The following is a 20,804-nucleotide window of genomic DNA, read 5'->3' as shown; positions in this document are numbered from 1 at the left end:
CCCAACGGCCCTGTCAGTCGGCTGAACGCCCCCGGAAATCCAGCGCGACCGAATTCATGCAGAACCGCAGGCCCGTCGGCGGCGGCCCATCGGGGAACACATGGCCCAGATGCCCGTCACAAGCCGAGCAGCGCGTCTCGACGCGGCGCATCCCGTGGCTCAGATCCTCGTGATTGACGACGGCTTGTTCGCTCAGCGGGCGCGTGAAGCTGGGCCAGCCTGAGCCGGAATCATATTTGTCCTCGCTGTCGAACAGCGGATTGCCGCATCCCGCGCAGTGGTAGACGCCATCGGCCTTGTTATCGGTGTAATGGCCGGAAAAAGCGCGCTCGGTCCCCGCTTCGCGCAGGACGTGATACTGGACCGGGGTCAGGCGGCGCCGCCATTCCGATTCGGGCAGGTCGATCTTTTCCATGCCGTGAATGTGTGTAGCCGCCCCGCCCGCGTCAATTCCGTATCGGTGCTTCAGCGCGTTTCGGCTGCCGCCCCGACATGCGCCCAGTAAAGATGTGCGGGCGGCATGTTCCACCATTCAAATGCGTGATCGATCGATGCAAAGCGCGGATGCAGCAGGTCGCGCACCTTGGGCGAGAATTGATAGACGAGAAACGCACCGCCCGGCCGGATCACCCGCGCCGTCTGATCGGCGATCATGTCACCTACCCCGGTAGGCAGGGTGGAAAAGGGCAAGCCCGACAAAACATAGTCGGCGTGCGAAAAGCCGTGATCGGCGACAATCCGGCATACATCTGCGGCCGATCCATGGACCACGCGCATCCGATCGTCACGCACCGTCTGGCGCAGGTAACGGACGAAATCGATATTGGTGTCGATCGCCAGATAAGTGGCATCCGCCGCCATCTGGTCGAGGATCGCGCGGCTGAACGTGCCAACGCCGGGACCATATTCGATGAACAGCCGGGTATTGGCCCAGTCGACCGGGCCGAGCATCCGGGCGATCAGCTTGTCCGACGACGGCACGATCGATCCGACCATCAGCGGATGTTTGACGAACCCCTTCAGGAACATGCCCCAGGGAGAGGGGGCACCATGCCGGCGGCGGGCAGCGCGGCGGGTTTGCGTCGTCGAAAGGGGCGTCATCGGCTACTCATGCTGGAAATCGGCGCGACCATGGCCTGTCATCATGGCGTCGTAAAGTTGTAACGATCCGGCGTTGCGCGTGGTTGCATCGAACTTTGCCGGTTCTTGCTACCGATTCCTTTAGGCAGCTGTGCCTTTCAACCATCCCCCGGCGCCTGGCGATGGCGGGCATGGTCCTGGCGACGACAATTCCTGTTGCTGTTCGCCGCCATCGGGCTGGCGACCGGCATCACGGTCGCGCGCATTCGGCGTGGCCCTGTATGTGGCGGCCGCTAACCTGTTGGATCGCGGCCGCCGCGCTGCTTCTGTTGCCGGGCTATACGTGGCGCGGTCTCGCGTCCCGCGCCTAACCCTTGGGACCGCGCCCCTCCAGCATTCCGGGCGCGATAAAGCCGATCGGCTGGAGCGCCACCGCGTCCTGTTTCAGGCGCGCGGCCATCTGTTCATATTCCTGCTCCATTTCCGCCGTCACGGTCGCGCGCGAATCGGCAAAGGCCGCTTCGAAATGCCGCATCGTCACTTCGCCGGCGTCGAGCGTTTCGCGAAGGGCGATCAGACCCGCGCGGCGCACGATATCCTCCAGGTCGGCGCCCGTGAAACGCAGCGCCCGGTCGGCGATGGCGGACAGGTCGACATCGTCCGCCAGCGGCATCCGCTTGGTCTGGATTTCCAGGATCCGCAGCCGCCCTTCGGCATTGGGCACGGGCACATAGACGAGTTCGTCGAACCGCCCCGGCCGCAACAGCGCGGGGTCGATCAGGTTGGGGCGATTGGTCGCACCGATCACCACAACCGATTGCAGTTCCTCCAGCCCGTCCATCTCGGCCAGGATCGTGTTGACCACGCGCTCGGTCACTTGCGGCTCGCCCCGACCGCCGCCGCGCGCGGGCACCAGGCTGTCGAGTTCGTCGATGAAGATCACGCACGGCGCGACCTGTCGTGCGCGGGAGAACAGGCGCGCGATCTGCTGCTCGCTCTCGCCATACCATTTGGACAGCAGGTCCGACGATTTGGTGGCGATGAAGTTCGCCTCCGCCTCCCGCGCGACGGCCTTGGCCAGCAGCGTCTTGCCCGTGCCCGGCGGGCCATAGAGCAGGAAACCGCGCGCGGGCCGGATGCCCATGCGCCGGAACGCCATCGGCGACCGCATCGGCAGCTCGACGCCCTCTTTCAGGCGCAACTGCGCCTCGTCCAGCCCGCCGATATCATCCCAGCGGACCTGCGGCACCTGCACCATCACTTCGCGCATCGCCGATGGCTGAACGCGCTTCAGCGCCTCGACAAAATCGGCGCGCGTGACCGACAGATTGTCGAGCACTTCGGGCGGGATCGTCTGTTCGGACAGGTTCAGCCTGGGCATGATCCGGCGCACCGCGTCGATCGCCGCCTCACGCGCCAGTGCCGCCAGGTCGGCGCCGACAAAGCCGTAAGTGGTGCGCGCCAGTTCGTTCAGGTCGACATCCTCTGCGATCGGCATACCGCGGGTGTGGATGCCCAGGATCTCGCGCCGCCCGCGCTCGTCGGGAACGCCGACGATGATTTCCCGGTCGAAACGGCCCGGCCGGCGCAGCGCCTCGTCCAGCGCTTCGGGGCGGTTGGTGGCGGCGATCACGACCAGATTGGCACGCGCCTCCAGCCCGTCCATCAGCGTCAGCAACTGGGCGACCAGCCGCTTTTCGGCTTCGCCCTGCACGCGGTCGCGGCGCGGAGCGATCGAATCGATCTCGTCGATGAACACGATCGATGGCGCGGCGCGAGTGGCTTCCTCGAACACCTCGCGCAGCCGCTTTTCGGATTCGCCATAGGCGGAACCCATGATTTCGGGACCGTTTATCAGGAAGAATTCGGCATCCGATTCGTTCGCGACCGCGCGGGCAAGGCGCGTTTTGCCGGTGCCGGGCGGGCCGTGCAGCAACACGCCCTTGGGCGGATCGACGCCCAGCCGCTGGAACAGCTCGGGATAACGCAGCGGCAGCTCGACCATCTCGCGCAGTTGATCGATCGTCTGATGCATCCCGCCGATATCGTCATAGGTGACGTCGGCGCGCCGCGATTCCTTTGGCTCCTCATAATCGGGGCGCAGTTCGATCTCGGTCGATTCATCGATGTGGACAATGCCGCGCGGCGTGGTGGCGATTACCGCCAGCCGGATTTCCTGCAGCGCATAGGCCGGCGCGCGCAGATGCTGCGCGACGCTGGCCGGAATGTTCGACACGCGCTGCTGCCCGACGGTGGACACCGTGTCGCCCTGCGTCAGCGGGCGGCCGATAAAGGTGCGCTTGAGCGCCTGTGCCGAGCCTTGCAGGCGCAGATTCTGCGATGCGGGGGCAAGGACGACGCGAGTGGCGGGTTTCGATTCGGCGGCGCGCACCTCGACGAAATCGCCGGAGCCGGCACCGGCATTGGCACGTTGCAGGCCGTCGATGCGGATGATCTCCAGCCCCTCATCCTCGGGATAGGGCATGACGGCGCGCGCCGGCGTCGATCGCTTGCCGACGATTTCGATCACGTCGCCCTCGGCGATGCCCAGCGCGCCCAATATCGCGCGCGGCACATGGGCCACGCCGCGGCCGCTGTCCTCGGGCCGGGCATTGGCGACCTGCAATTTGCGTGAGCGGGTTTCTTCGTCGGCCATTAATCCCTCATCCTCGTATCACGCCGTTCGGGCACGAAGCGCGCGAGATAGGGATCGGGTTGCATCGGCGCGAGAGCGCATCGGCTGGTGGCGCTAACAAAAAAAGGGCCGACCCCCGCAGGGATCGGCCATGAAAGTTTTAGGAGAGGATGCCTGAAAGGCCCGACCTTTGTGTTGCAATGCTTACTATTGTGCAAGTGCGAAAGAAACGAAACGGATTGCAGTTTTTGCAATCGTTGAGCGGCAGCGCTGTCATGGTCATGAAGACGGTTCCAATCAGCGATGATGCAGTGCAAAATGCATTTCGCACATGCGCCGGCTTCCGCCCCTTTCGGCCATCGAGGCCTTTGTCCAGGTCGCCCGGCTCGGCTCGATCAAGGCCGCCGCCAGCGAATTGGCGCTATCGTCGCCCGCGCTCAGCCGCCGGGTGCAGGCGCTGGAACGCTTCATGGGCAAGCCGCTGTTCGACCGCCGGCACCAGGCGATCGTCATCAACGCCGATGGCGAACGGCTGCTGTCCCAGATCGCACCCGCGCTGGACGCGATGAGCGACGCAGTAGACGCAATGACGAGCGGCGGCGAATTGCTGCGCCTGCGGCTTGGCCTGTTGCCGCTTTATGCATCACGCCGGTTGATGCCGCGGCTGGGCGAATTGCGCGCCGCGCATCCCGAACTGCATCTCGATGTCGATACCCAGCCCAATCGCCAGGCCCGGCTGGGCGACTCGCTCGATGCCGCGATCGTGCTGGCGCGGGAGATCGATCCGGCGCTCTATGCCCGGCGGCTGGATCGCAACCGGGTGTTCGTGATCGGCTGTCGCGATCTGCTGGAGGGTTCCGATCCGGTGACGCGGCCGGATGATCTCAGCCGTCTGACCGCACTGGTCCATCGCGACATGCCGGAGACGTTCATCGAATGGCGCCGTGCGATGGGTCTGCCCCAGATCGAGCCGCGCACCACCGACTTTTTCGATTCCGGGCCGCTGATGCTGGAGGCCGCGGCACAGGGCCTCGGCGTCGCCTTCATGCTGGAAATGCATTTCGAAGGCGCGCGCGACGACCGGCTGGTGCGGTTGTTCGAGCCGGTCGACAGCGATTACAGCTACTGGTTCGTGTGCCGCCCCCGCGCCCTTCAAACCCGCGCGGTGCGGATTTTCCACGACTGGGTGCTGACCGTCCTCAATCCCGAACCGGCGAGCGTGCGATAGGGCGCGACGCCCGCCGGTATCGGTCGGCGATCAGGCAGTGCGGGCCTTCACGATCTTGCCGGGCGTGCGCGGCGGCTCACCCTTGGGCAGTGCGTCGACATGATCCATGCCGTCGGTCACTTCGCCCCAGACGGTATATTGGCCGTCGAGGAACGTGGCGTCGTCAAGGCAGATGAAGAACTGGCTGTTGGCGCTGTTCGGGTTCATCGTGCGCGCCATCGAACACACGCCGCGGACATGCGGTTCGCGGCTGAACTCGGCGGGCAGGTCAGGCTCGTCCGAACCGCCGGTGCCGGTGCCGCTGGGATCGCCGCCCTGCGCCATGAAGCCGTCGATGACGCGGTGGAACACCACGCCGTCGTAAAAGCCGCGATCGGCAAGCGTTGCAATACGATCAACATGCTTGGGTGCCAGATCGGGGCGCAGACGGATCGTCACATCGCCGCCTTCCAGTGTCATGATGAGCGTTTCGGGCATGTCGGCCATGATGCTTCTCCTCGAATGGATGCCGGCCCTAGCCGTCCGTTCCGACGCTGGCAACGAATGGCGGGCCATTGCGGTTCTTTGCGGCGCGGCATAAGCCCGCGCTTTGCCATATCTGCCAAGGGAGGCGTGCATGACCAGCCAGACCGAGCTGCACGACCCCGAACATGAGATCGCCGACAGCGAAGCCGCCGGCTTTGACGAGGATGACCGGCTGCACCCCGATTTCGTTCGCGCCGTGCTCGACGCGGTCGAGGCCGGGGATGCCGAGGGCGCGCGCGCGCGGGTCGAGCCGCTGCACCCGGCCGACATTGCCGACCTGATCGAACTGACCCCCGCCGAACAGCGCGCGGCGCTGGCCGCCGCGATTGCCGATCGCATCGACGGCGACGTGCTGGCGGAAATGAACGACTGGGTGCGCGACGAACTGATCGACGCGCTGGGTCCGCGCCAACTGGCCGATATCGCCGCCGAACTCGATACCGACGACGCGGTCGCGATCATCGAGGATCTGGAGCCTGAGGATCAGCGAGAGGTGCTGCGCGCGCTCGATCCCGACGACCGCGCCGCGATCGAGGAAGCGCTGTCCTACCCGGAGGAATCGGCCGGCCGCCTGATGCAGCGTGAGCTGATCGCGGTGCCCGAACATTGGACCGTGGGCGACGTGCTCGATTATCTGCGCGCCGACGATCAGCTGACCACCGATTTCTGGGAAATCTTTGTCGTCGATCCCGCGCATCGGCCGGTCGGCACCTGTCACCTGTCATGGATTCTCCGCACCCCGCGCGTCGTCGGCATCGCCGATGTGATGAAGCGCGAACAGACGCTGATCCCCGTCGACATGGATCAGGAGGAAGTCGCGCTGCGCTTCCAGAAATATGCGCTGATCTCTGCCGCGGTGGTCGATACCGGCGGGCGGCTGGTCGGCATGGTCACCGTTGACGACATCGTCCACATCATCCAGCAGGAAGCGGGTGAGGACGCGCTGTTGCTGTCGGGTGCGGGTGACGGCGACATCAACGAACCCGTGCGCGACAGTTACCGCGCGCGCGTGCGCTGGCTGATCGCCAATCTGGGCACCGCTCTGGTCGCGTCGACCATCATCACGCAGTTCGAGGGCACGATCGCACGCATGGTCGTGCTGGCCGCGCTGATGCCGATCGTCGCGGGTGTGGGTGGCAATGCGGGCACACAGACGCTGGCCGTGACCGTGCGGGCGATGGCGACCAATCAGCTGACGCGCTCCAACGCATTGTGGGCGGTTCGCCGCGAACTGGCGATCGCGCTGCTCAACGGCCTGACCGTCGCGGTGGTCATCGGTGTCGCGGTGGCGCTGTTCTTCGCCAACCCGACGCTGGGCGGCGTGATCGGTGCGGCGATGCTGTGCAACATCGTCATCGCGGGGCTGGCGGGCGTGGTCGTTCCGCTGACGCTTGAGCGGTTGAAGGCTGATCCGGCGATCTCGTCATCGGTGTTCGTCACGATGATTACCGATTCGATGGGCTTTCTGGTGTTCCTGGGGCTGGCGACGGCCAGCGGCATGGTGGGTTGATCGGCGCTGCTCGCGCGACCACATCAGGCCACCTGATGCCGCTTCATCTGACCAAGGTCGCTTACGGCGCCGACAGCCTCGACGATATCCGCCAGTGGTTCGCCGGGCGCGCCGCGCCGGTCGTCACGACGCGCTATCTGCCCAAGCGGCACGCGGAACTGGCGGGGCAGGGGTCGCTTTACTGGATTCACCGGCACGCACTGGTCGCTCGATCGCCGATCCTCGGCTTTGGCGAGGCGGAACAGGGGCGCGTCGCCATCCTGATCCACCCCGAACTGGTGCTGGTGCAGGCGCGCCCACGCCGCGCGCATCAGGGCTGGCGTTATCTGGAGGGGGTGGACGCGCCGCCCGATCTGGATGAAGCCGGAGAGAGCATCGCTGCGATGCCGCCCCGGCTGATCGGCGAACTGAGCGCGCTGGCGCTGCTCTGACCGCCAGCCGCGGCGCGGTCCATTACGGCAGGGCTGCCTCGGCGATCGGTGTGGCCTGCCTGCCCGTCGCCGCCCACAGGCACGCGCCGATAATCAGCACCGCGCCCGCCAACGTCCAGCCCGACACGCGCTCCCCGAACACCAGAAACCCCAGGATCGCGGCCCAAACGAATGCCGTATATTCGCTGGGCGCCAGCACGCTTGCCGGTGCGTGGGCATAGGCCCAGCCCAGCAGCGCCAGCGACACCACCGCGAGCACCGCCGCGCCGACAATTTCCACCCATTCGCCCGTCGGCCAGTCGGCGAACCACGGCGCGCCGATCGCAAAGACGATGGCGACCACCAGCGACTGGAAAAACGCGATCTCGGCCGGACCGGTCAGCAGCGACTGGCGACGCATGACGATGATGTTCCACGCATAGCAGCACGCCGACGCCAGGATCGCCAGCGCGCCGCGAAACGCGTCTGGACCCAGGTCGTTCTGCGCCTGCCCGGCCATGATGACCAGCACGCCGGCAAAGGCCAGCACCGACGCGACGATCGTTCGCCGCGAAATCCGTTCCCCCAGCAGCCATGCGGCCAGGAACAGCGACATCAGCGGCGCGATGTGGCTGAGCGCGATCGCCTGTGCCATCGGCACGCGTGCCAGTCCCCAGAAGAACAGCCACGACATGACGGCGGTGACGACACCGCGCATGATATGCAGCCGCATTCCTTCCCGGCTGAGCGGTGGGCGCGGGCGCAGCAGATAGGGCAACCCGCTGACCACCACGCCGACGACATTGCGCCAGAACAGCGCGGAATAGGCGCCGATGGCCAGCACCAGCCCCTTCATGATCGCGTCCATGCCCGAAAACACGGCGATGCCCGCCGTCGCGACCGCAAAGGCCAGCAGGGGAGCGACGGGTTTCAAGCGCGCGGATTTATTCGGCGGCGATCTTGACGGCTTCGTTCGCGGCCTCGATCTCGGCGGCCTTGGCCTCGACCAACGTGACGATATGGTCGATCATGCCGGCATCGTCGATGGTGTGGCTGGTCATGCCCGACAGATAGACCATGTGCTTGCCCGCGCCGCCGCCGGTCAGCCCGATATCGGTTTCGCGCGCTTCGCCCGGACCGTTGACGACGCAGCCCAGCACGCTGAGGCTCATCGGCGTGCGGATGTGCTGAAGCCGTTCCTCCAGCGTCTGCACGGTGCGGATCACGTCGAATCCCTGCCGCGCGCATGACGGGCACGATACGACGCGCACGCCGCGATTGCGGATGCCCAATGCCTTGAGGATTTCGAACCCGACGCGCACTTCCTCTTCCGGCTCGGCCGACAGTGATACGCGGATCGTGTCGCCGATCCCGAACCAGAGCAGGCTGCCGATCCCGATCGAGGATTTGACCGTGCCGCCGATCAGCCCGCCGGCCTCGGTAATGCCCAGATGCAGCGGGCAATCGGTCGCTTCCGCCAGCCCCTGATATGCCGCGACGGCCAGGAACACGTCCGACGCTTTCACCGCGACCTTGTAGTCGTGAAAATCATGGTCCTGCAGCAGCTTGATATGGTCGAGCGCGCTTTCGACCAGCGCCTCGGGGCACGGCTCCCCATATTTTTCGAGCAGATCCTTTTCCAGGCTGCCGGCGTTCACGCCGATACGGATGGCGCAGCCATTGGCCTTGGCCGCGCGCACCACCTCCGCCACGCGTTCGTCCGAGCCGATATTGCCCGGATTGATCCTGAGGCACGCCGCGCCCGCGTCGGCGGCTTCCAGCGCGCGCTTGTAGTGGAAATGAATGTCGGCGACGATCGGCACGTTCGACGCGCGCACGATGGTGCCAAGCGCCGCGGTCGATTCGACGTCGGGGCAACTGACGCGGATGATGTCCACGCCCGCTTCCTCGCACCGGCGGATCTGGTCGATCGTCGCGGCGGCGTCGCTGGTCGGCGTGTTGGTCATGGTCTGCACCGTCACCGGTGCATCGCCGCCGACGGGCACGTTGCCGACCATGATCTGGCGGCTCTGGCGGCGGTGGATGTCGCGCCACGGACGGATCGACATTGATTTTCTCGCTAAGTTTTCGGTTACGTCGGCGCGATATAGCCGCCCGAAGGGCCGGGCGAAAGGCGCGGTCCCGATAAAGGTCGCGCGCGTGAACGAATCAGGGGTTTCCGACACAGCAACCCCGCACGGCGGGCGGCATTTCGGGCTGGACTGGCTGCGGATCGCGGCGTTCGCTTTGCTGATCCTTTATCATATCGGCATGGTGTTTGCGCCGTGGCACTGGGTGATCGACACCCAGCGCAGCTATCCCGCGCTGATCCCGCCGATGGCGATGCTGACGCCGTGGCGATTGTCGCTGCTGTTTGCGGTGTCGGGCTATGCGTCGCGCATGTTGTTCGCGCGATCGGACAGCGGCGGGGCGTTCGCGCGCTCACGCAACCTGCGGCTGCTGGTGCCGCTGGCGTTCGGCATGGTGATGCTGGTGCCGATCGAAATGTATATCCAGGTGCTCGCGCGCGGTTATCCGCACGGGTACTGGACGTTCTGGACGCGCGACTACTGGCGCATCGGCGCTTTTTACGGCCGCGAGTTTCCCAGCTGGGAGCATCTGTGGTTCGTCGTCTATCTATGGGCCTATACGATGGTCACGCTGGTGCTGGCCCGATTGGGGCGGCTGCCCGGTGCGGCGGTGTCGGCTTGGCTGGGGCAGGGCCTTCGCATCCTGTGGGCGCCGGTGCTGGTGATGGGCGTGCTGCGGCTGTCGCTGTTGTTCGTCGTGCCCGAAAAACAGGGCCTGTTCACCGATTGGGCGGGCCATGTCAGCTATTTTCCGATGTTCCTGTTCGGCTTCACGCTGGCGGCGCAGCCCGCGCTGTGGCGGCCGATCGCGCGCCACTGGCCGCTGGCGCTGGTCGCGGCACTGGTCTGCGGCGGCGGGATCGTCGCGGCGGAGATGACGTGGCAGGGGGATGCGATCCCCCCGCATCTGGCGATGGCGGCCGAACGGGGGGCCGATGTCGCGATGGGCTGGACGATGACGCTGGTGCTGTTCCATCTGGCCGACCGGTTCTGGAACCGCGACCATCGCTGGCGCCGGACGCTCAGCGAAGCGGTATTTCCCTTTTACCTGATCCACCATGTGGCGATCATCTTCTTCGCCTGGGAAACGCTGCCGCTGGGGCTGGACCCGTGGGTCGAGTTCGCGATCCTGCTGGGCGCGACGGCGGCCAGTTGCGCGATCTTCTATCTGGTGGGCAGGCGGATCGGATGGCTGCGGCCGCTGATCGGTCTGGGCGCGATCAGCGGCCGTGCGGATCAGCCGCCGACGCGCTCGATATCGGCGCCCACGGCCTGAAGTTTCTCTTCCAGCCGCTCATAGCCGCGATCGAGGTGATAGACGCGGTTGACCTGGGTCTCGCCCTCCGCCGCCAGCCCGGCGATAATCAGGCTCATCGACGCGCGAAGGTCGGTCGCCATCACCGGCGCGCCGACCAGCGGGGTTACGCCGCGCACCACGGCCGAGCGGCCCGTCACCTGAATGTCGGCGCCCATCCGCGCCAGTTCGGGGACGTGCATGTAGCGATTCTCGAAAATCGTCTCGGTCAGCACGCTGGCCCCCTGCGCCTGGGTCAGCATCGCCATGAACTGTGCCTGCATGTCGGTGGCAAAGCCGGGATAGGGTGATGTCGACAGGTTGAGCGGCGACAATCCACCGGACGCCTCGACCAGGATCGAATCGCGTCGTTCCTCGATCGTCACGCCGGCTTCGGTCAGCGCGGCCAGCGTGGCGCGCATGTCGCCTGCCTTGGCGCCCATCAACTCCAGGCTGCCGCCGGTGATCGCCGCGGCACAGGCATAGCTGCCCGCCTCGATCCGGTCGGGCATCACGCGATAGGTCGCGCCGTGCAGCCGGTCGACGCCGTCGATCGTCAGCGTTTCGGTGCCGATGCCCGTGATCGACGCGCCCATGGCGAGCAGGCAGTTGCAAAGATCGACGATCTCCGGCTCGCGCGCGGCGTTTTCGAGCACGGTTGTACCCTTTGCCAGCACGGCGGCCATCACGGCATTCTCGGTCGCGCCGACCGACACGACGGGAAAGCTGTAGCGACCGCCCGGCAACCGCCCGCCCGGCGCCACGGCCTTTACATAGCCCGCCGTCAGTTCAATCTCGGCGCCCATCGCCTCCAGCGCCTTCAGGTGCAGGTCGATCGGGCGATTGCCGATGGCGCAGCCGCCCGGCAGCGACACCGTCGCCTCCCCGGCGCGCGCGACCAACGGGCCAAGAACGAGGATCGACGCGCGCATCTTGCGGACGATGTCATAAGGGGCGATGGTGCTGGTCAGGCGTTGGGCACGCATCGTCATCACGCGCCCGAAGTCGGACGGATGGGCGCCTTCGACCATGGTCGACACGCCGAGTTGGTTCAGGAGGTGCCCGAAGCCGTCGACATCGGCCAGGCGCGGCAAGTTTCGCAGCGTCAGCGGTTCGTCGGTCAGCAGGGCACAGGGCATCAGCGTCAACGCCGCGTTCTTGGCGCCCGATACGGGAATACGACCGGCCAGACGGCGGCCGCCACGAATAAGGATACGGTCCATCCCCGCGCTTCTAGGATGCGCCCGGCTTGCCCGCAACGGGCGATGCCGCCGTGTCGAAAATGTGACTGACCCTTTCTGGTTAAGTGGTAACGACAAGCCGACGATCTTTCTTGATCGACTTTAATGCAGTATTTTCAAACGGCTGCTTTGGACTCGGAACAAACGGGGGGAACATAAGCGTGCCCGGGAGTTGTTTCGCGGACGTTTTGAGCGAGCATATTGACCTGACCGATGGCGAGCGCGGCGCGCTCGAGCGGCTGGAGGAGCGCACCCGCACGATCAGGCGCGGTGGCGTGCTGCGACGCAGCCAGGATCAGACAGGCGAACTCTATATGCTCCGCAAGGGGCTGATGATGACCTATGTGCTGCTGGACGACGGCAGCCGGCAGATTTTGCGCTTCCATTTTCCGGGCGACCTGCTCGGCCTGTCGGCGCTGGTCTATCACGAGGCGCCGGAAACGATCTGCGCGGTGGTCGAGAGCATGGTGTGCCCGTTCGAGCGTTCGGCGCTGGGCGAACTGGTGGTCGAACATCCGCGTCTTGCATCGATGATCCTTGCTTATGGCCAGATCGAGCGCGTGGCGCTGACCGACCGGCTGGCGGCGCTGGGCCGCACATCGGCAAAGGCGCGGGTGGGCGCGTTGCTGCTTGAATGGCGCAACCGGCTGCGCGCAACCGACAAGTCGGTGGGCGACAACTTCATGCTGACGCTGACGCAGGAGGAAGTGGGCGACGCGACCGGCCTGACCGCGGTTCACGTCAACCGGATGCTGCGCCAGCTGGAGGAAGACGGCCTGATCGCGCGGGAGGGGCAGCGCGTGACCATCCGCGACGAAAGGGCGCTGACGGGCGTCACCAACTATGTCGATCGCTATCGCAATCTCGACCTCGGCTGGTTGCCGGCAGGGCGTTAATCGCGCGCGAGCACCCGGTCGGCGACGAACGGGTTGCTCTGCCGCTCGATATCGAAACGGCCCGGCTCGCCGTGACCGGGCAGAAACACGGTATCATCCCCCATCGGCCACAATTTGGTGACGATCGCGTCGATCAGCGCGTCATGGTCGCCCAGCGGGAAGTCGGTGCGGCCGATCGATCCGCGAAACAGCACGTCGCCGACGATCGCCAGTTTCGATGCCGGATGATGGAACACGACATGACCGGGCGTATGGCCGGGGCAGTGCCACACATCGAGAGTCAATTGGCCCACGCGCACCTGCTCGCCCTCGACCAGCCAGCGTTCGGGTTCGAACGGCACGCCGCGAATGCCGTAATTCCGGCCATCCTCGTCCAGCCGCGCGATCCAGAAACGATCGGCCTCATGCGGTCCTTCGATCGGCACGCCCAGCTTTTCGGCCAGTGGCTTGGCCTCGCCACAATGGTCGATATGGCCGTGGGTCAGCAGGATCTTCTCGACCGTCACGCGGGCCTGGGCGATTGCCTGTTCGATCCGGTCCAGATCGCCGCCGGGATCGACCACGGCGGCGCGCATCGTTGCCGTGCACCACAACAGCGTGCAATTCTGTTGCAGGGGGGTGACTGGAATGATCGTGGCGCGAAGCGGCGGCTGGGTCATGGCGTCGATGCATAGGGAAAGCCGCGCGTCGGGACAACGCGGGGTTGCCGCGCGGCCAATCGCCCGGCAGTGCTGCGCGCCATGGTGCTGACGGCTCCCTTCGTCCTGCTCGACGATGCCCGTCCGGGCGGGGCCGGTGCGCGACTGTTTCGTGATCCGGTCGATATCGTGACCGCGACGACGCCGGACGCGGTGCCGGCCGCCCTGGCCCGCATCCGCGAGGCGCTGGCGACAGGGCTTCATGCGGCGGGCTTCCTCGCTTACGGCGCGGGTGCTGCGTTCGAGGCGCGCGCGCCCGCGTCGCCGCATGATCCGCTGTTGTGGTTCGGCCTGTTCGAAGCCGCCATGCCGTTCGACCCGGCGACGCTGCCATGCGCCGATGGCGCCTGGGTCGGCGGGGCCGCGCCAACGGTTGATTTTGCGACCTATCGTCAGCGGCTGGACGCGGTTCTGGCGCTGATCCGCGCGGGCGACATCTATCAGGCGAACCTGACCTTTCCAGCGAAAGCCCGTGTGCTGGGCAATCCGCTGGCCGCCTATGCGCGATTGCGCGGCGCATCGGCGGCGGGGTGGGGCGCGGTGGTCGCGACCGGACAGGCAACGCATCTGTCGCTGTCGCCGGAGATGTTCTTCACCCTTGATTCGGGTGCGCTGACCGCGCGACCGATGAAGGGGACCGCGCCACGCGATCCAGATCCCGCACGCGACGCCGCCGCCGCCCGCACGCTTGCCGCCGACCCCAAGCAGCGCGCCGAAAATCTGATGATCGTCGACCTGATGCGAAACGATCTGTCGCGCGTGGCGATGCCCGGCAGTGTGCGCGTGCCCGCCTTGTTCGAGGTCGAGCATTATCCCACGGTGCACCAGATGACATCGACGGTGACGGCGGTGCTGGCCGAGGGGTGCGATGCGATCGATGTCGTGTCGGCGCTGTTCCCATGCGGGTCGATCACCGGCGCCCCCAAATTGCGGGCGATGCAGGCGATTGACGCGATCGAGGGGCAGCCGCGCGGCCTTTACACCGGCGCGATCGGCCATTTCGCGCCCGGCGGGGATGCGGCGTTCAACGTCGCGATCCGCACGCTCAGCCTGCCTGCAGGGGGAAGCGAGGCGACGCTGGGACTGGGTTCGGGGATCGTCGCCGATTCGCGCGCTGCCGACGAATGGGCGGAATGCCTTGCCAAAAGCGCTTTCCTGACCGCCGGGGCGCGCCCCTTCGACCTGATCGAGACGATGCGTTTCGACGCACGTCACGGCGTGCTGCTGCTCGACCGGCATCTGGAGCGGATGCGCGACAGCGCAAGGCTGTTCGGCTTCACCTTCGACCGGCACCTTGCCCGCAACGAGCTTCAGGCGGCGACCTTTCGCCTGCGCGACGATGCGCGGGTGCGCCTGCTGCTCTCGCGCCGGGGGTCGATGGCGATCGAGATATCGCCGCTGCCGCCGCCGCCCGATCGTCCATGGCGCGTGGCGATCGTGCCGCTGCCGGTCGAGGGTCATGATTTCCGGTTGCGGCACAAGACCAGCGACCGCGCCTTCTACGATGCCGCACGCCGCCGCACCGATTGCGACGAAGTGCTGTTCGCCGATGGCGAGGGGTTCCTGACCGAAGGCAGCTTCACCAACCTGTTCGTCGCGCGCGAGGCCGGGTTGCTGGCGACCCCGCCCGCCGCGCGGGGCCTGTTGTCCGGCGTGCTGCGTGCCGAGTTGCTCGCCACGGGCCGTGCATATGAAATTGACCTGCGGGCCGATGATCTGGCGGGCGGATTCATGCTGGGCAATGCGCTGCGCGGACTGGTTTCCGCAGTTACGGTTGCCGCGCCGCGGCAGGGCGGCCTATAGGCGCGCGCGAACGCCTATCCGAAAGTCCGAACCATGACGCCTTCGACTGCCCTTGGCCGCATCCAGCCCTCCGCCACGCTCGCCATGACATCGCGCGTGCTGGACCTGAAGCGTCAGGGGATCGACGTGATCGGCCTGGGGGCCGGGGAGCCGGATTTCGACACCCCCGATTTCGTCAAGGAAGCCGCGATCCGGGCGATCCATGACGGCAAGACCAAATATACCAATGTCGACGGCACCGCCGAGCTGAAAGCAGCGATCGTCGCCAAGTTCGCGCGCGACAATGCGCTGACCTATACCCCCGATCAGATCAGCGTGAATGTCGGCGGCAAGCACACCTTGTTCAACGCCCTGGTCGCCACGATCGACGCCGGCGACGAAGTGATCGTGCCCGCGCCCTATTGGGTCAGCTATCCCGATATCGTTCAGTTCGCCGGCGGCAAGCCGGTGTTCGTCGCGGCGGGATCGGACCAGAATTACAAGGTGACGCCCGATCAGGTCGAGGCGGCGATCACGCAGAAGACCAAGTGGCTGATCCTCAATTCGCCGTCCAACCCGACGGGCGCGGCATACAGCGCCGACGAACTGCGTGCGATCGGCCAGATGCTGGAGCGGCATCCGCATGTCTGGGTCATGACCGACGACATGTATGAACACATCACCTATGACGGGTTCGATTTCGCGACGATCGCGCAAGTGGTGCCGTCGCTCTACGACCGCACGCTGACGGTGAACGGCTGTTCCAAGGCCTATTCGATGACCGGCTGGCGCATCGGTTTCGCGGCTGGTGCACCGTGGCTCATCAAGGCGATGGCCAAGCTGCAATCGCAGTCGACCTCCAACCCCTGTTCGATCGCGCAGGCGGCGGCAACCGCCGCATTGTCGGGCGACCAGTCGTTCCTCAAGGACCGCGCGACCGCGTTCCAGAAGCGCCGCGATCTGGTGGTCGGCATGTTGAACGCCATTCCGGGCGTGAATTGCCCGACTCCCGAAGGGGCGTTTTACGTCTATCCCGACCTGTCGGGCGTAATCGGCAAGACGACGCCCAAAGGCGACGTGCTGGACAGCGACGAGAAGATCGTCGGCTATCTGCTCGACGAAGGACGCGTGGCTGCAGTGCACGGCTCGGCGTTCGGCCTGTCCCCCGCGCTTCGCATCAGTTACGCGACCAGCGACGATATTCTTCGCACCGCGTGCGAGCGGATCGGCGAGGCAATCGCGGCCTGTCGCTGATCACCAGATGAACGGGCGCGCCAGTCTGCGTTAAACTCGAATCGCTATGAATGGCCGGCAAGCGGGTGACGCGTGTCGCTCGCCCCAGTTCAACGGGCGGGCGTTCGCGCCGGCCGGCCAAAAAGGACAAGACGATGTTGCGTTTCCTTCGCGCCGGGTTCGTCCGGCATTTCCTGTCGGGTTTCGCGCTGGGTGCAGCGGCCCTGGTGACGGTTCAGGTCACCCAGCCGCCCGAACAGCCGATGTTCCCGCCGGTCGCCGATGCCGGCAGCGCACCTGAAATCAGCTGATCCGCGATCCTTCGACCGCGCGGCGCGCCCACAGGAACAGTGGCCGGTTCGCCGCCGCGCCCTGATCGGCGCGGATCTGCGGGCGGATCGATTCGGCGAAGCGTTCGATCTCGGTTTCGTCGAGCTGGCGCGCGTCGCGCACGGCCTCGACAAGCAGCGGGTGGAAGATGCTCACGGCGGATACTCTCAAACTCGGTTACTGGCCCCGCTCCCTAAACGCACTTGGCGTCGGACATGTTGCAACGGTTCGACGATTCCATGTCGCCAGGACGATCTTTTCATCCGACACCGGCTTCACCATATCGTGCACATGAAAAAGGCTGCGATCGGATTGGCCCTGACGAGCGCGGCGCTGATGGCGCTTCTGGCAACCCCCGGCCATGCGGAACGGGCCGTGCCCATCCCCGCGCCCGCCAGCGACGTGGCGGCACCGGGCACGCGCGCGGTGGCGGTGTTGGCGGGCGGGTGCTTCTGGGGCATGGAAGCCGTGTTCGAGCAGATGCGCGGCGTGTCCGGCGTCACCAGCGGCTATGCGGGCGGCGATGCCGCGACCGCCAATTATGCCGCGGTCTCGACCGAACGCACACGCCATGCGGAAGCGATCCGCATCACTTACGATCCGCGACAGGTCAGTTACGGCACCTTGCTGCGTGTCTATTTCTCGGTCGCGCACGATCCGACGCAGGTGAGCCGGCAGGGACCGGATCGCGGCCCCAGCTATCGCTCGGCCATTTTTCCGCAGAACCGCGAACAGTTGAACGTCGCGCGGCGCTATATCGCGCAACTGGACGCCGCGAAGGCGTGGCGCGCGCCGATCGCGACAAGGATCGAAACCGGACGCTTCTACCCGGCGGAGGCCTATCATCAGGATTTCGCACGCCGAAATCCCGGCCACCCTTATATCGTGCGGTGGGATCGCCCCAAGGTCGCGGCATTCCGCGACGCCTTTCCCCGCTTGGTGCGAAGCTGAAACGAAACCTTTGCGCCGATCGCGCGTCGTGTCGGCGAAGCAAGGAGTTTCAACGATGAACGAGAATATTGCGGAAGGCGCCCTCCGTGAAATGGGCGGCAACGTGAAAAAGGCGGTTGGCGACGTCGCAAACGACCGCTCGCTTCAGGCGGAGGGCAGCGCCGATGCCGCCGGTGGCCGCGCACAAAAGTCGCTGGGCCATGTGCAGGCGGCGGTCGAGGATACGCTGGCGCCGGCGATCGACTTCGCCAAGCGTCAGCCGCTGGCCGCGCTGGGCATTGCTGCGGCCGCGGGTGCGGCGCTGTTCGCAGCCTTTGGCCGCAAGCCGCAATAAGCGGTCGCTCGAATGGAAAGGGGGCGCTGCCGGATCCTTCCGGCGGCGCCCCTTTTTCGTGTCAGTCGTTCTCGTCGCGACCGGGCACGTCGTGGTTCATCGGCTCCTTGCCCTTGGCTTTCTCGGCGTTGTAGCGCTCGATCGCTTCAAGGGTGATGCGCCGCGCCTCGTCGCGGTCGCCCCAGGTGCCGACGCGCACCCACTTCATCTTCTCCAGATCCTTGTAATGGGTGAAGAAGTGCTCGATCTGCTCGAACACGATTTCGGGCAGATCGTCTTTGCTGTCGACCTTGGAATAATAGGGGAAGGTCTGGTCCACGGGCACGCAGACCAGCTTCTCGTCGCCGCCCGCTTCGTCCTCGAGGTTCAGCACCGCGATCGGACGGGCGCGCACGACACAGCCCGGAATGAACGGGCTGCGCGCCACGACCAGCGCGTCCAGCGGGTCGCCATCGGGGCTGAGCGTATGCGGCACGAAACCGTAATTGGCCGGGTAACGCATCGGGGTATGCAGGATGCGATCGACGAACAGTGCGCCCGATTCCTTGTCGAACTCGTATTTCACGGGTTCGCCACCGGTCGGGACTTCGATGATGACGTTCAGATCGTCGGGCGGCGACTTGCCGACGGGCACCTTGTCGATACGCATATTGCGGTTCGCTCCCTGAATTGGTCAGTGGTTCGGCGCCCGCGCATACGCCTTTGGTGCGGCGCGTCAACGTCGCGCCGCACCATGGCTGTCTCGAATCAGCGCGTCGCCAGCAGCCGGTCCAGCCCGCCTTCGCCCGTGCCGATCTTTTCGGCGCGCGGATAGCGAAGCCCGTCGCGATAATCGATCGTCGCTTCGCGGTAACGGTCGTCATGCTTGAGCATCAGCTTGATCGGCGCCTGGCCGCCCTTGTTGGCAGTCACCGCCGCGCTCAGCATATCGGGGGTATAGGCATCGCCGTTCACCGACACGATGCTGGTGGCCACGTCGATATCCTGTTCGAACGCCGGGCTGTCCCAGCGCACCGCCGTCACCGCGCCGTCCTTGTCCAGCGTCATGCCCAGCGAATAGAAGAAATCGGCTGTGCCCTCGCGCGCCGCGCTTTTCAGGTAAGGCGACGGTTCCTCGGTATAGACGATGCGATAGCCGTTCTTCTCGAACCCGGCCAGCGGCGCACGGGTCGAGGTTTCATAGACCCGTTCGGTCAGGAAAGCGCGCCAGTCATAGGGGTGCACGCCCTCCAGCGTTTTGACGACATCGTCGAACTGATAGGTCAGCACGCCCCAGTCGCCGTCGCGCATCCCGAAAAAGGCGCGGGCGAAATCGTCCATCGATTTGCTCCCGCCCGACAGCTCGCGCAGCTTGGCGTCAGCCTCCAGCCAGATCAGCAGGCCTTCGTTGTAATAATCCTCGCTGCGCTGCCAGCTGACCCAGCCCTTGGGCCGGCGGGCCGAAATGATCGGGTCGTTGGTCGTGTCAATCAACGGACGCCATTCACGGCCCGGCCGTGCGTCGAGGCTGGCGCCGATCGCGGCGAGCATGTCGAGCGTGTCCTGTTTCGACACCAGACCCGATCGCGCCTGAAGGACATAGCCCCAGAACTGCGTCTGCCCTTCATAGACCCACAGCAGCGAATCGCGCATCGGCGTCTTGAAATCGGGCGTCCACAGGTCGGCACCGCGGCGATATTTGCCGTTCCAGCTATGCACCATTTCGTGCGGCAACAGGTTGCGGCGACCGGGACCGTCGTTCCACTTGGTGAAATAGCCGGGCGTCACGCCGTTTTCGGAACTGCGGTGATGCTCAAGGCCGATACCGCCCATTTCGTCGGTGATTGCCAGCAGGAACTCATATTGATCGTAATGCTGCGCCCCGAACAGCTTGACCGCCTGTTCCACCAGCCGGCGATGCGCGGCGATCTGTTCGGGGGTCGCTTCCAGCTCGGATGGCTTGTCGGCAAAGACGTTCAGGTCGACCTGTTCCGACAGCTTGAACTCACGGTAGTGGCGACCCGCGAAAACGGGCGAGTCCTGAAGCGTCTCATAGCTGGTCTGCTGATAGGCATAGGTCGAGCCGTTGCGCGTGGCGGGCAGGCCCGACGCCGCTGTCCATCCCGCCGGATACTTCACGGTCGCCTGAATGGGGATGCGCCGGGTGTAATAGCCCGCCGGATACAGGCTGACCGATTCCCATTGCACGTTCATCATGTTGGGGACCATGACCACGCGGCCCTGATCGGGCTTGGTCGCCGACAGGAACTCGAAGCTCGCCTCGACCGACCGGACCCCTGCGGGGACGTCGATGTGGAACGCATAGACGTCCGATGGGTCGCGCAGCCAGGGCAGCACGCGATTGCCCGCGCGGATCGTCAGGCCCGCCAGCTTCTCGATCTGGCCGCGCGGCGCGTGGTTGCCCGGCAACCATTGCGGCATCAGCAGCGTCATGCGGCCCGCCTGTGCAACGGGAATCGTTTCCCTGACACGGAAAATGCCCTGGCGGATGTCGGTCGCGTCGACGTTCAGCTTGATGATGCCGGGATAATCGACGTCGCGCGGGGCCGGGATCGTCGGCTCGAATG

At 65.8% G+C, this 20,804-nt stretch carries 21 protein-coding genes; 10 read left to right on the top strand and 11 right to left on the bottom strand.

Annotation, left to right across the window (positions count from 1 at the left end; translation table 11 throughout):
• Nucleotides 1–13: 13 nt before the first annotated feature.
• From msrB to VL973_RS13655, 3 genes are all read right to left on the bottom strand, one after another.
• Nucleotides 14–415 (bottom strand): peptide-methionine (R)-S-oxide reductase MsrB, encoded by a 402-nt coding sequence (gene msrB / locus VL973_RS13665; RefSeq protein WP_325284580.1) that lies wholly within the window; start codon nt 413–415, stop codon nt 14–16.
• Nucleotides 416–465: 50 nt separating this feature from the next.
• Complete coding sequence (locus VL973_RS13660; RefSeq protein ID WP_325284579.1) at nt 466–1,101, bottom strand: class I SAM-dependent methyltransferase; 636 nt, start codon at nt 1,099–1,101, stop codon at nt 466–468.
• A 346-nt stretch (nt 1,102–1,447) separates the two neighbouring features.
• Nucleotides 1,448–3,736 carry a CDC48 family AAA ATPase gene (locus VL973_RS13655; protein ID WP_325284578.1) on the bottom strand — a complete coding sequence of 763 codons (2,289 nt, stop codon included), beginning with the start codon at nt 3,734–3,736 and terminating at the stop codon, nt 1,448–1,450.
• 310 nt (nt 3,737–4,046) lie between these two features.
• On the opposite strand from VL973_RS13655, the gene VL973_RS13650 reads away from it, so the two are divergent.
• Entirely contained in the window at nt 4,047–4,943 is an 897-nt protein-coding gene (locus tag VL973_RS13650; RefSeq protein WP_325284577.1) for a LysR substrate-binding domain-containing protein, read from the top strand.
• A 30-nt stretch (nt 4,944–4,973) separates the two neighbouring features.
• Here VL973_RS13650 and VL973_RS13645 read toward each other — a convergent pair whose 3' ends face one another.
• Nucleotides 4,974–5,429 (bottom strand): peptidylprolyl isomerase, encoded by a 456-nt coding sequence (locus tag VL973_RS13645; RefSeq protein ID WP_325284576.1) that lies wholly within the window; start codon nt 5,427–5,429, stop codon nt 4,974–4,976.
• 130 nt (nt 5,430–5,559) lie between these two features.
• Here VL973_RS13645 and mgtE point away from each other — a divergent pair, with 130 nt between their 5' ends.
• Together mgtE and VL973_RS13635 are read left to right on the top strand one after the other, a co-directional pair.
• Nucleotides 5,560–6,978, top strand: coding sequence for a magnesium transporter (mgtE, locus tag VL973_RS13640; RefSeq protein WP_325284575.1), 1,419 nt, complete (start codon nt 5,560–5,562; stop codon nt 6,976–6,978).
• A gap of 35 nt (nt 6,979–7,013) precedes the next feature.
• Nucleotides 7,014–7,409, top strand: coding sequence for a DUF1489 family protein (locus VL973_RS13635; RefSeq protein WP_325284574.1), 396 nt, complete (start codon nt 7,014–7,016; stop codon nt 7,407–7,409).
• 22 nt (nt 7,410–7,431) lie between these two features.
• On the opposite strand, the gene VL973_RS13630 is transcribed toward VL973_RS13635, so the two are convergent.
• Together VL973_RS13630 and ispG are read right to left on the bottom strand one after the other, a co-directional pair.
• Nucleotides 7,432–8,322, bottom strand: coding sequence for a DMT family transporter (locus VL973_RS13630; RefSeq protein WP_325284573.1), 891 nt, complete (start codon nt 8,320–8,322; stop codon nt 7,432–7,434).
• A 10-nt stretch (nt 8,323–8,332) separates the two neighbouring features.
• Nucleotides 8,333–9,457 carry a flavodoxin-dependent (E)-4-hydroxy-3-methylbut-2-enyl-diphosphate synthase gene (gene ispG / locus VL973_RS13625; RefSeq protein WP_325284572.1) on the bottom strand — a complete coding sequence of 375 codons (1,125 nt, stop codon included), beginning with the start codon at nt 9,455–9,457 and terminating at the stop codon, nt 8,333–8,335.
• A 91-nt stretch (nt 9,458–9,548) separates the two neighbouring features.
• On the opposite strand from ispG, the gene VL973_RS13620 reads away from it, so the two are divergent.
• The gene (locus tag VL973_RS13620; RefSeq protein ID WP_325284571.1) at nt 9,549–10,754 is read left to right on the top strand and encodes an acyltransferase family protein; all 1,206 of its coding nucleotides are present in this window, start codon (nt 9,549–9,551) and stop codon (nt 10,752–10,754) included.
• Here the strand turns inward: VL973_RS13620 and murA are convergent.
• Entirely contained in the window at nt 10,715–11,995 is a 1,281-nt protein-coding gene (murA, locus tag VL973_RS13615) for a UDP-N-acetylglucosamine 1-carboxyvinyltransferase (protein ID WP_325284570.1), read from the bottom strand. The genes VL973_RS13620 and murA overlap by 40 nt on opposite strands.
• 206 nt (nt 11,996–12,201) lie before the next feature.
• On the opposite strand from murA, the gene VL973_RS13610 reads away from it, so the two are divergent.
• Nucleotides 12,202–12,909: a Crp/Fnr family transcriptional regulator gene (locus tag VL973_RS13610; RefSeq protein WP_325284569.1), complete on the top strand. Its 708-nt coding sequence runs from the start codon at nt 12,202–12,204 to the stop codon at nt 12,907–12,909.
• Here the strand turns inward: VL973_RS13610 and VL973_RS13605 are convergent.
• Nucleotides 12,906–13,568, bottom strand: a complete 663-nt coding sequence (locus tag VL973_RS13605) for an MBL fold metallo-hydrolase (RefSeq protein ID WP_325284568.1) — start codon at nt 13,566–13,568, stop codon at nt 12,906–12,908. The two genes, VL973_RS13610 and VL973_RS13605, sit on opposite strands and share 4 nt — an antisense overlap.
• Before the next feature lie 81 nt (nt 13,569–13,649).
• Here VL973_RS13605 and pabB point away from each other — a divergent pair, with 81 nt between their 5' ends.
• From pabB to VL973_RS13590, 3 genes are all read left to right on the top strand, one after another.
• Nucleotides 13,650–15,410, top strand: coding sequence for an aminodeoxychorismate synthase component I (gene pabB / locus VL973_RS13600; RefSeq protein WP_325284593.1), 1,761 nt, complete (start codon nt 13,650–13,652; stop codon nt 15,408–15,410).
• 33 nt (nt 15,411–15,443) lie between these two features.
• Nucleotides 15,444–16,643: a pyridoxal phosphate-dependent aminotransferase gene (locus VL973_RS13595; RefSeq protein WP_325284567.1), complete on the top strand. Its 1,200-nt coding sequence runs from the start codon at nt 15,444–15,446 to the stop codon at nt 16,641–16,643.
• Nucleotides 16,644–16,777: 134 nt separating this feature from the next.
• Entirely contained in the window at nt 16,778–16,933 is a 156-nt protein-coding gene (locus VL973_RS13590) for a hypothetical protein (protein ID WP_325284566.1), read from the top strand.
• Here VL973_RS13590 and VL973_RS13585 read toward each other — a convergent pair.
• Nucleotides 16,926–17,108: a hypothetical protein gene (locus VL973_RS13585; RefSeq protein ID WP_325284565.1), complete on the bottom strand. Its 183-nt coding sequence runs from the start codon at nt 17,106–17,108 to the stop codon at nt 16,926–16,928. The two genes, VL973_RS13590 and VL973_RS13585, sit on opposite strands and share 8 nt — an antisense overlap.
• Nucleotides 17,109–17,288: 180 nt before the next feature.
• On the opposite strand from VL973_RS13585, the gene msrA reads away from it, so the two are divergent.
• On the top strand, nt 17,289–17,903 hold the full coding sequence (gene msrA / locus VL973_RS13580) for a peptide-methionine (S)-S-oxide reductase MsrA (protein ID WP_325284564.1): 615 nt from the start codon (nt 17,289–17,291) through the stop codon (nt 17,901–17,903).
• A 55-nt stretch (nt 17,904–17,958) separates the two neighbouring features.
• Nucleotides 17,959–18,237: a CsbD family protein gene (locus VL973_RS13575; RefSeq protein ID WP_325284563.1), complete on the top strand. Its 279-nt coding sequence runs from the start codon at nt 17,959–17,961 to the stop codon at nt 18,235–18,237.
• 61 nt (nt 18,238–18,298) lie between these two features.
• On the opposite strand, the gene ppa is transcribed toward VL973_RS13575, so the two are convergent.
• A complete protein-coding gene (gene ppa / locus VL973_RS13570; protein ID WP_325284562.1) occupies nt 18,299–18,886 on the bottom strand; it encodes an inorganic diphosphatase in 588 nt (195 codons plus the stop codon).
• A 98-nt stretch (nt 18,887–18,984) separates the two neighbouring features.
• The coding region (locus tag VL973_RS13565) for a M61 family metallopeptidase (RefSeq protein ID WP_325284561.1) at nt 18,985–20,804 on the bottom strand (1,820 nt) is incomplete at its 5' end.

The sequence above is a fragment of the Sphingomonas sp. genome (assembly GCF_035490575.1).
Taxonomy (GTDB): domain Bacteria; phylum Pseudomonadota; class Alphaproteobacteria; order Sphingomonadales; family Sphingomonadaceae; genus Sphingomonas.
The sequence above is the reverse complement of the archived record's forward strand: the minus strand, read 5'-3'. Positions and strand labels throughout refer to the sequence as shown.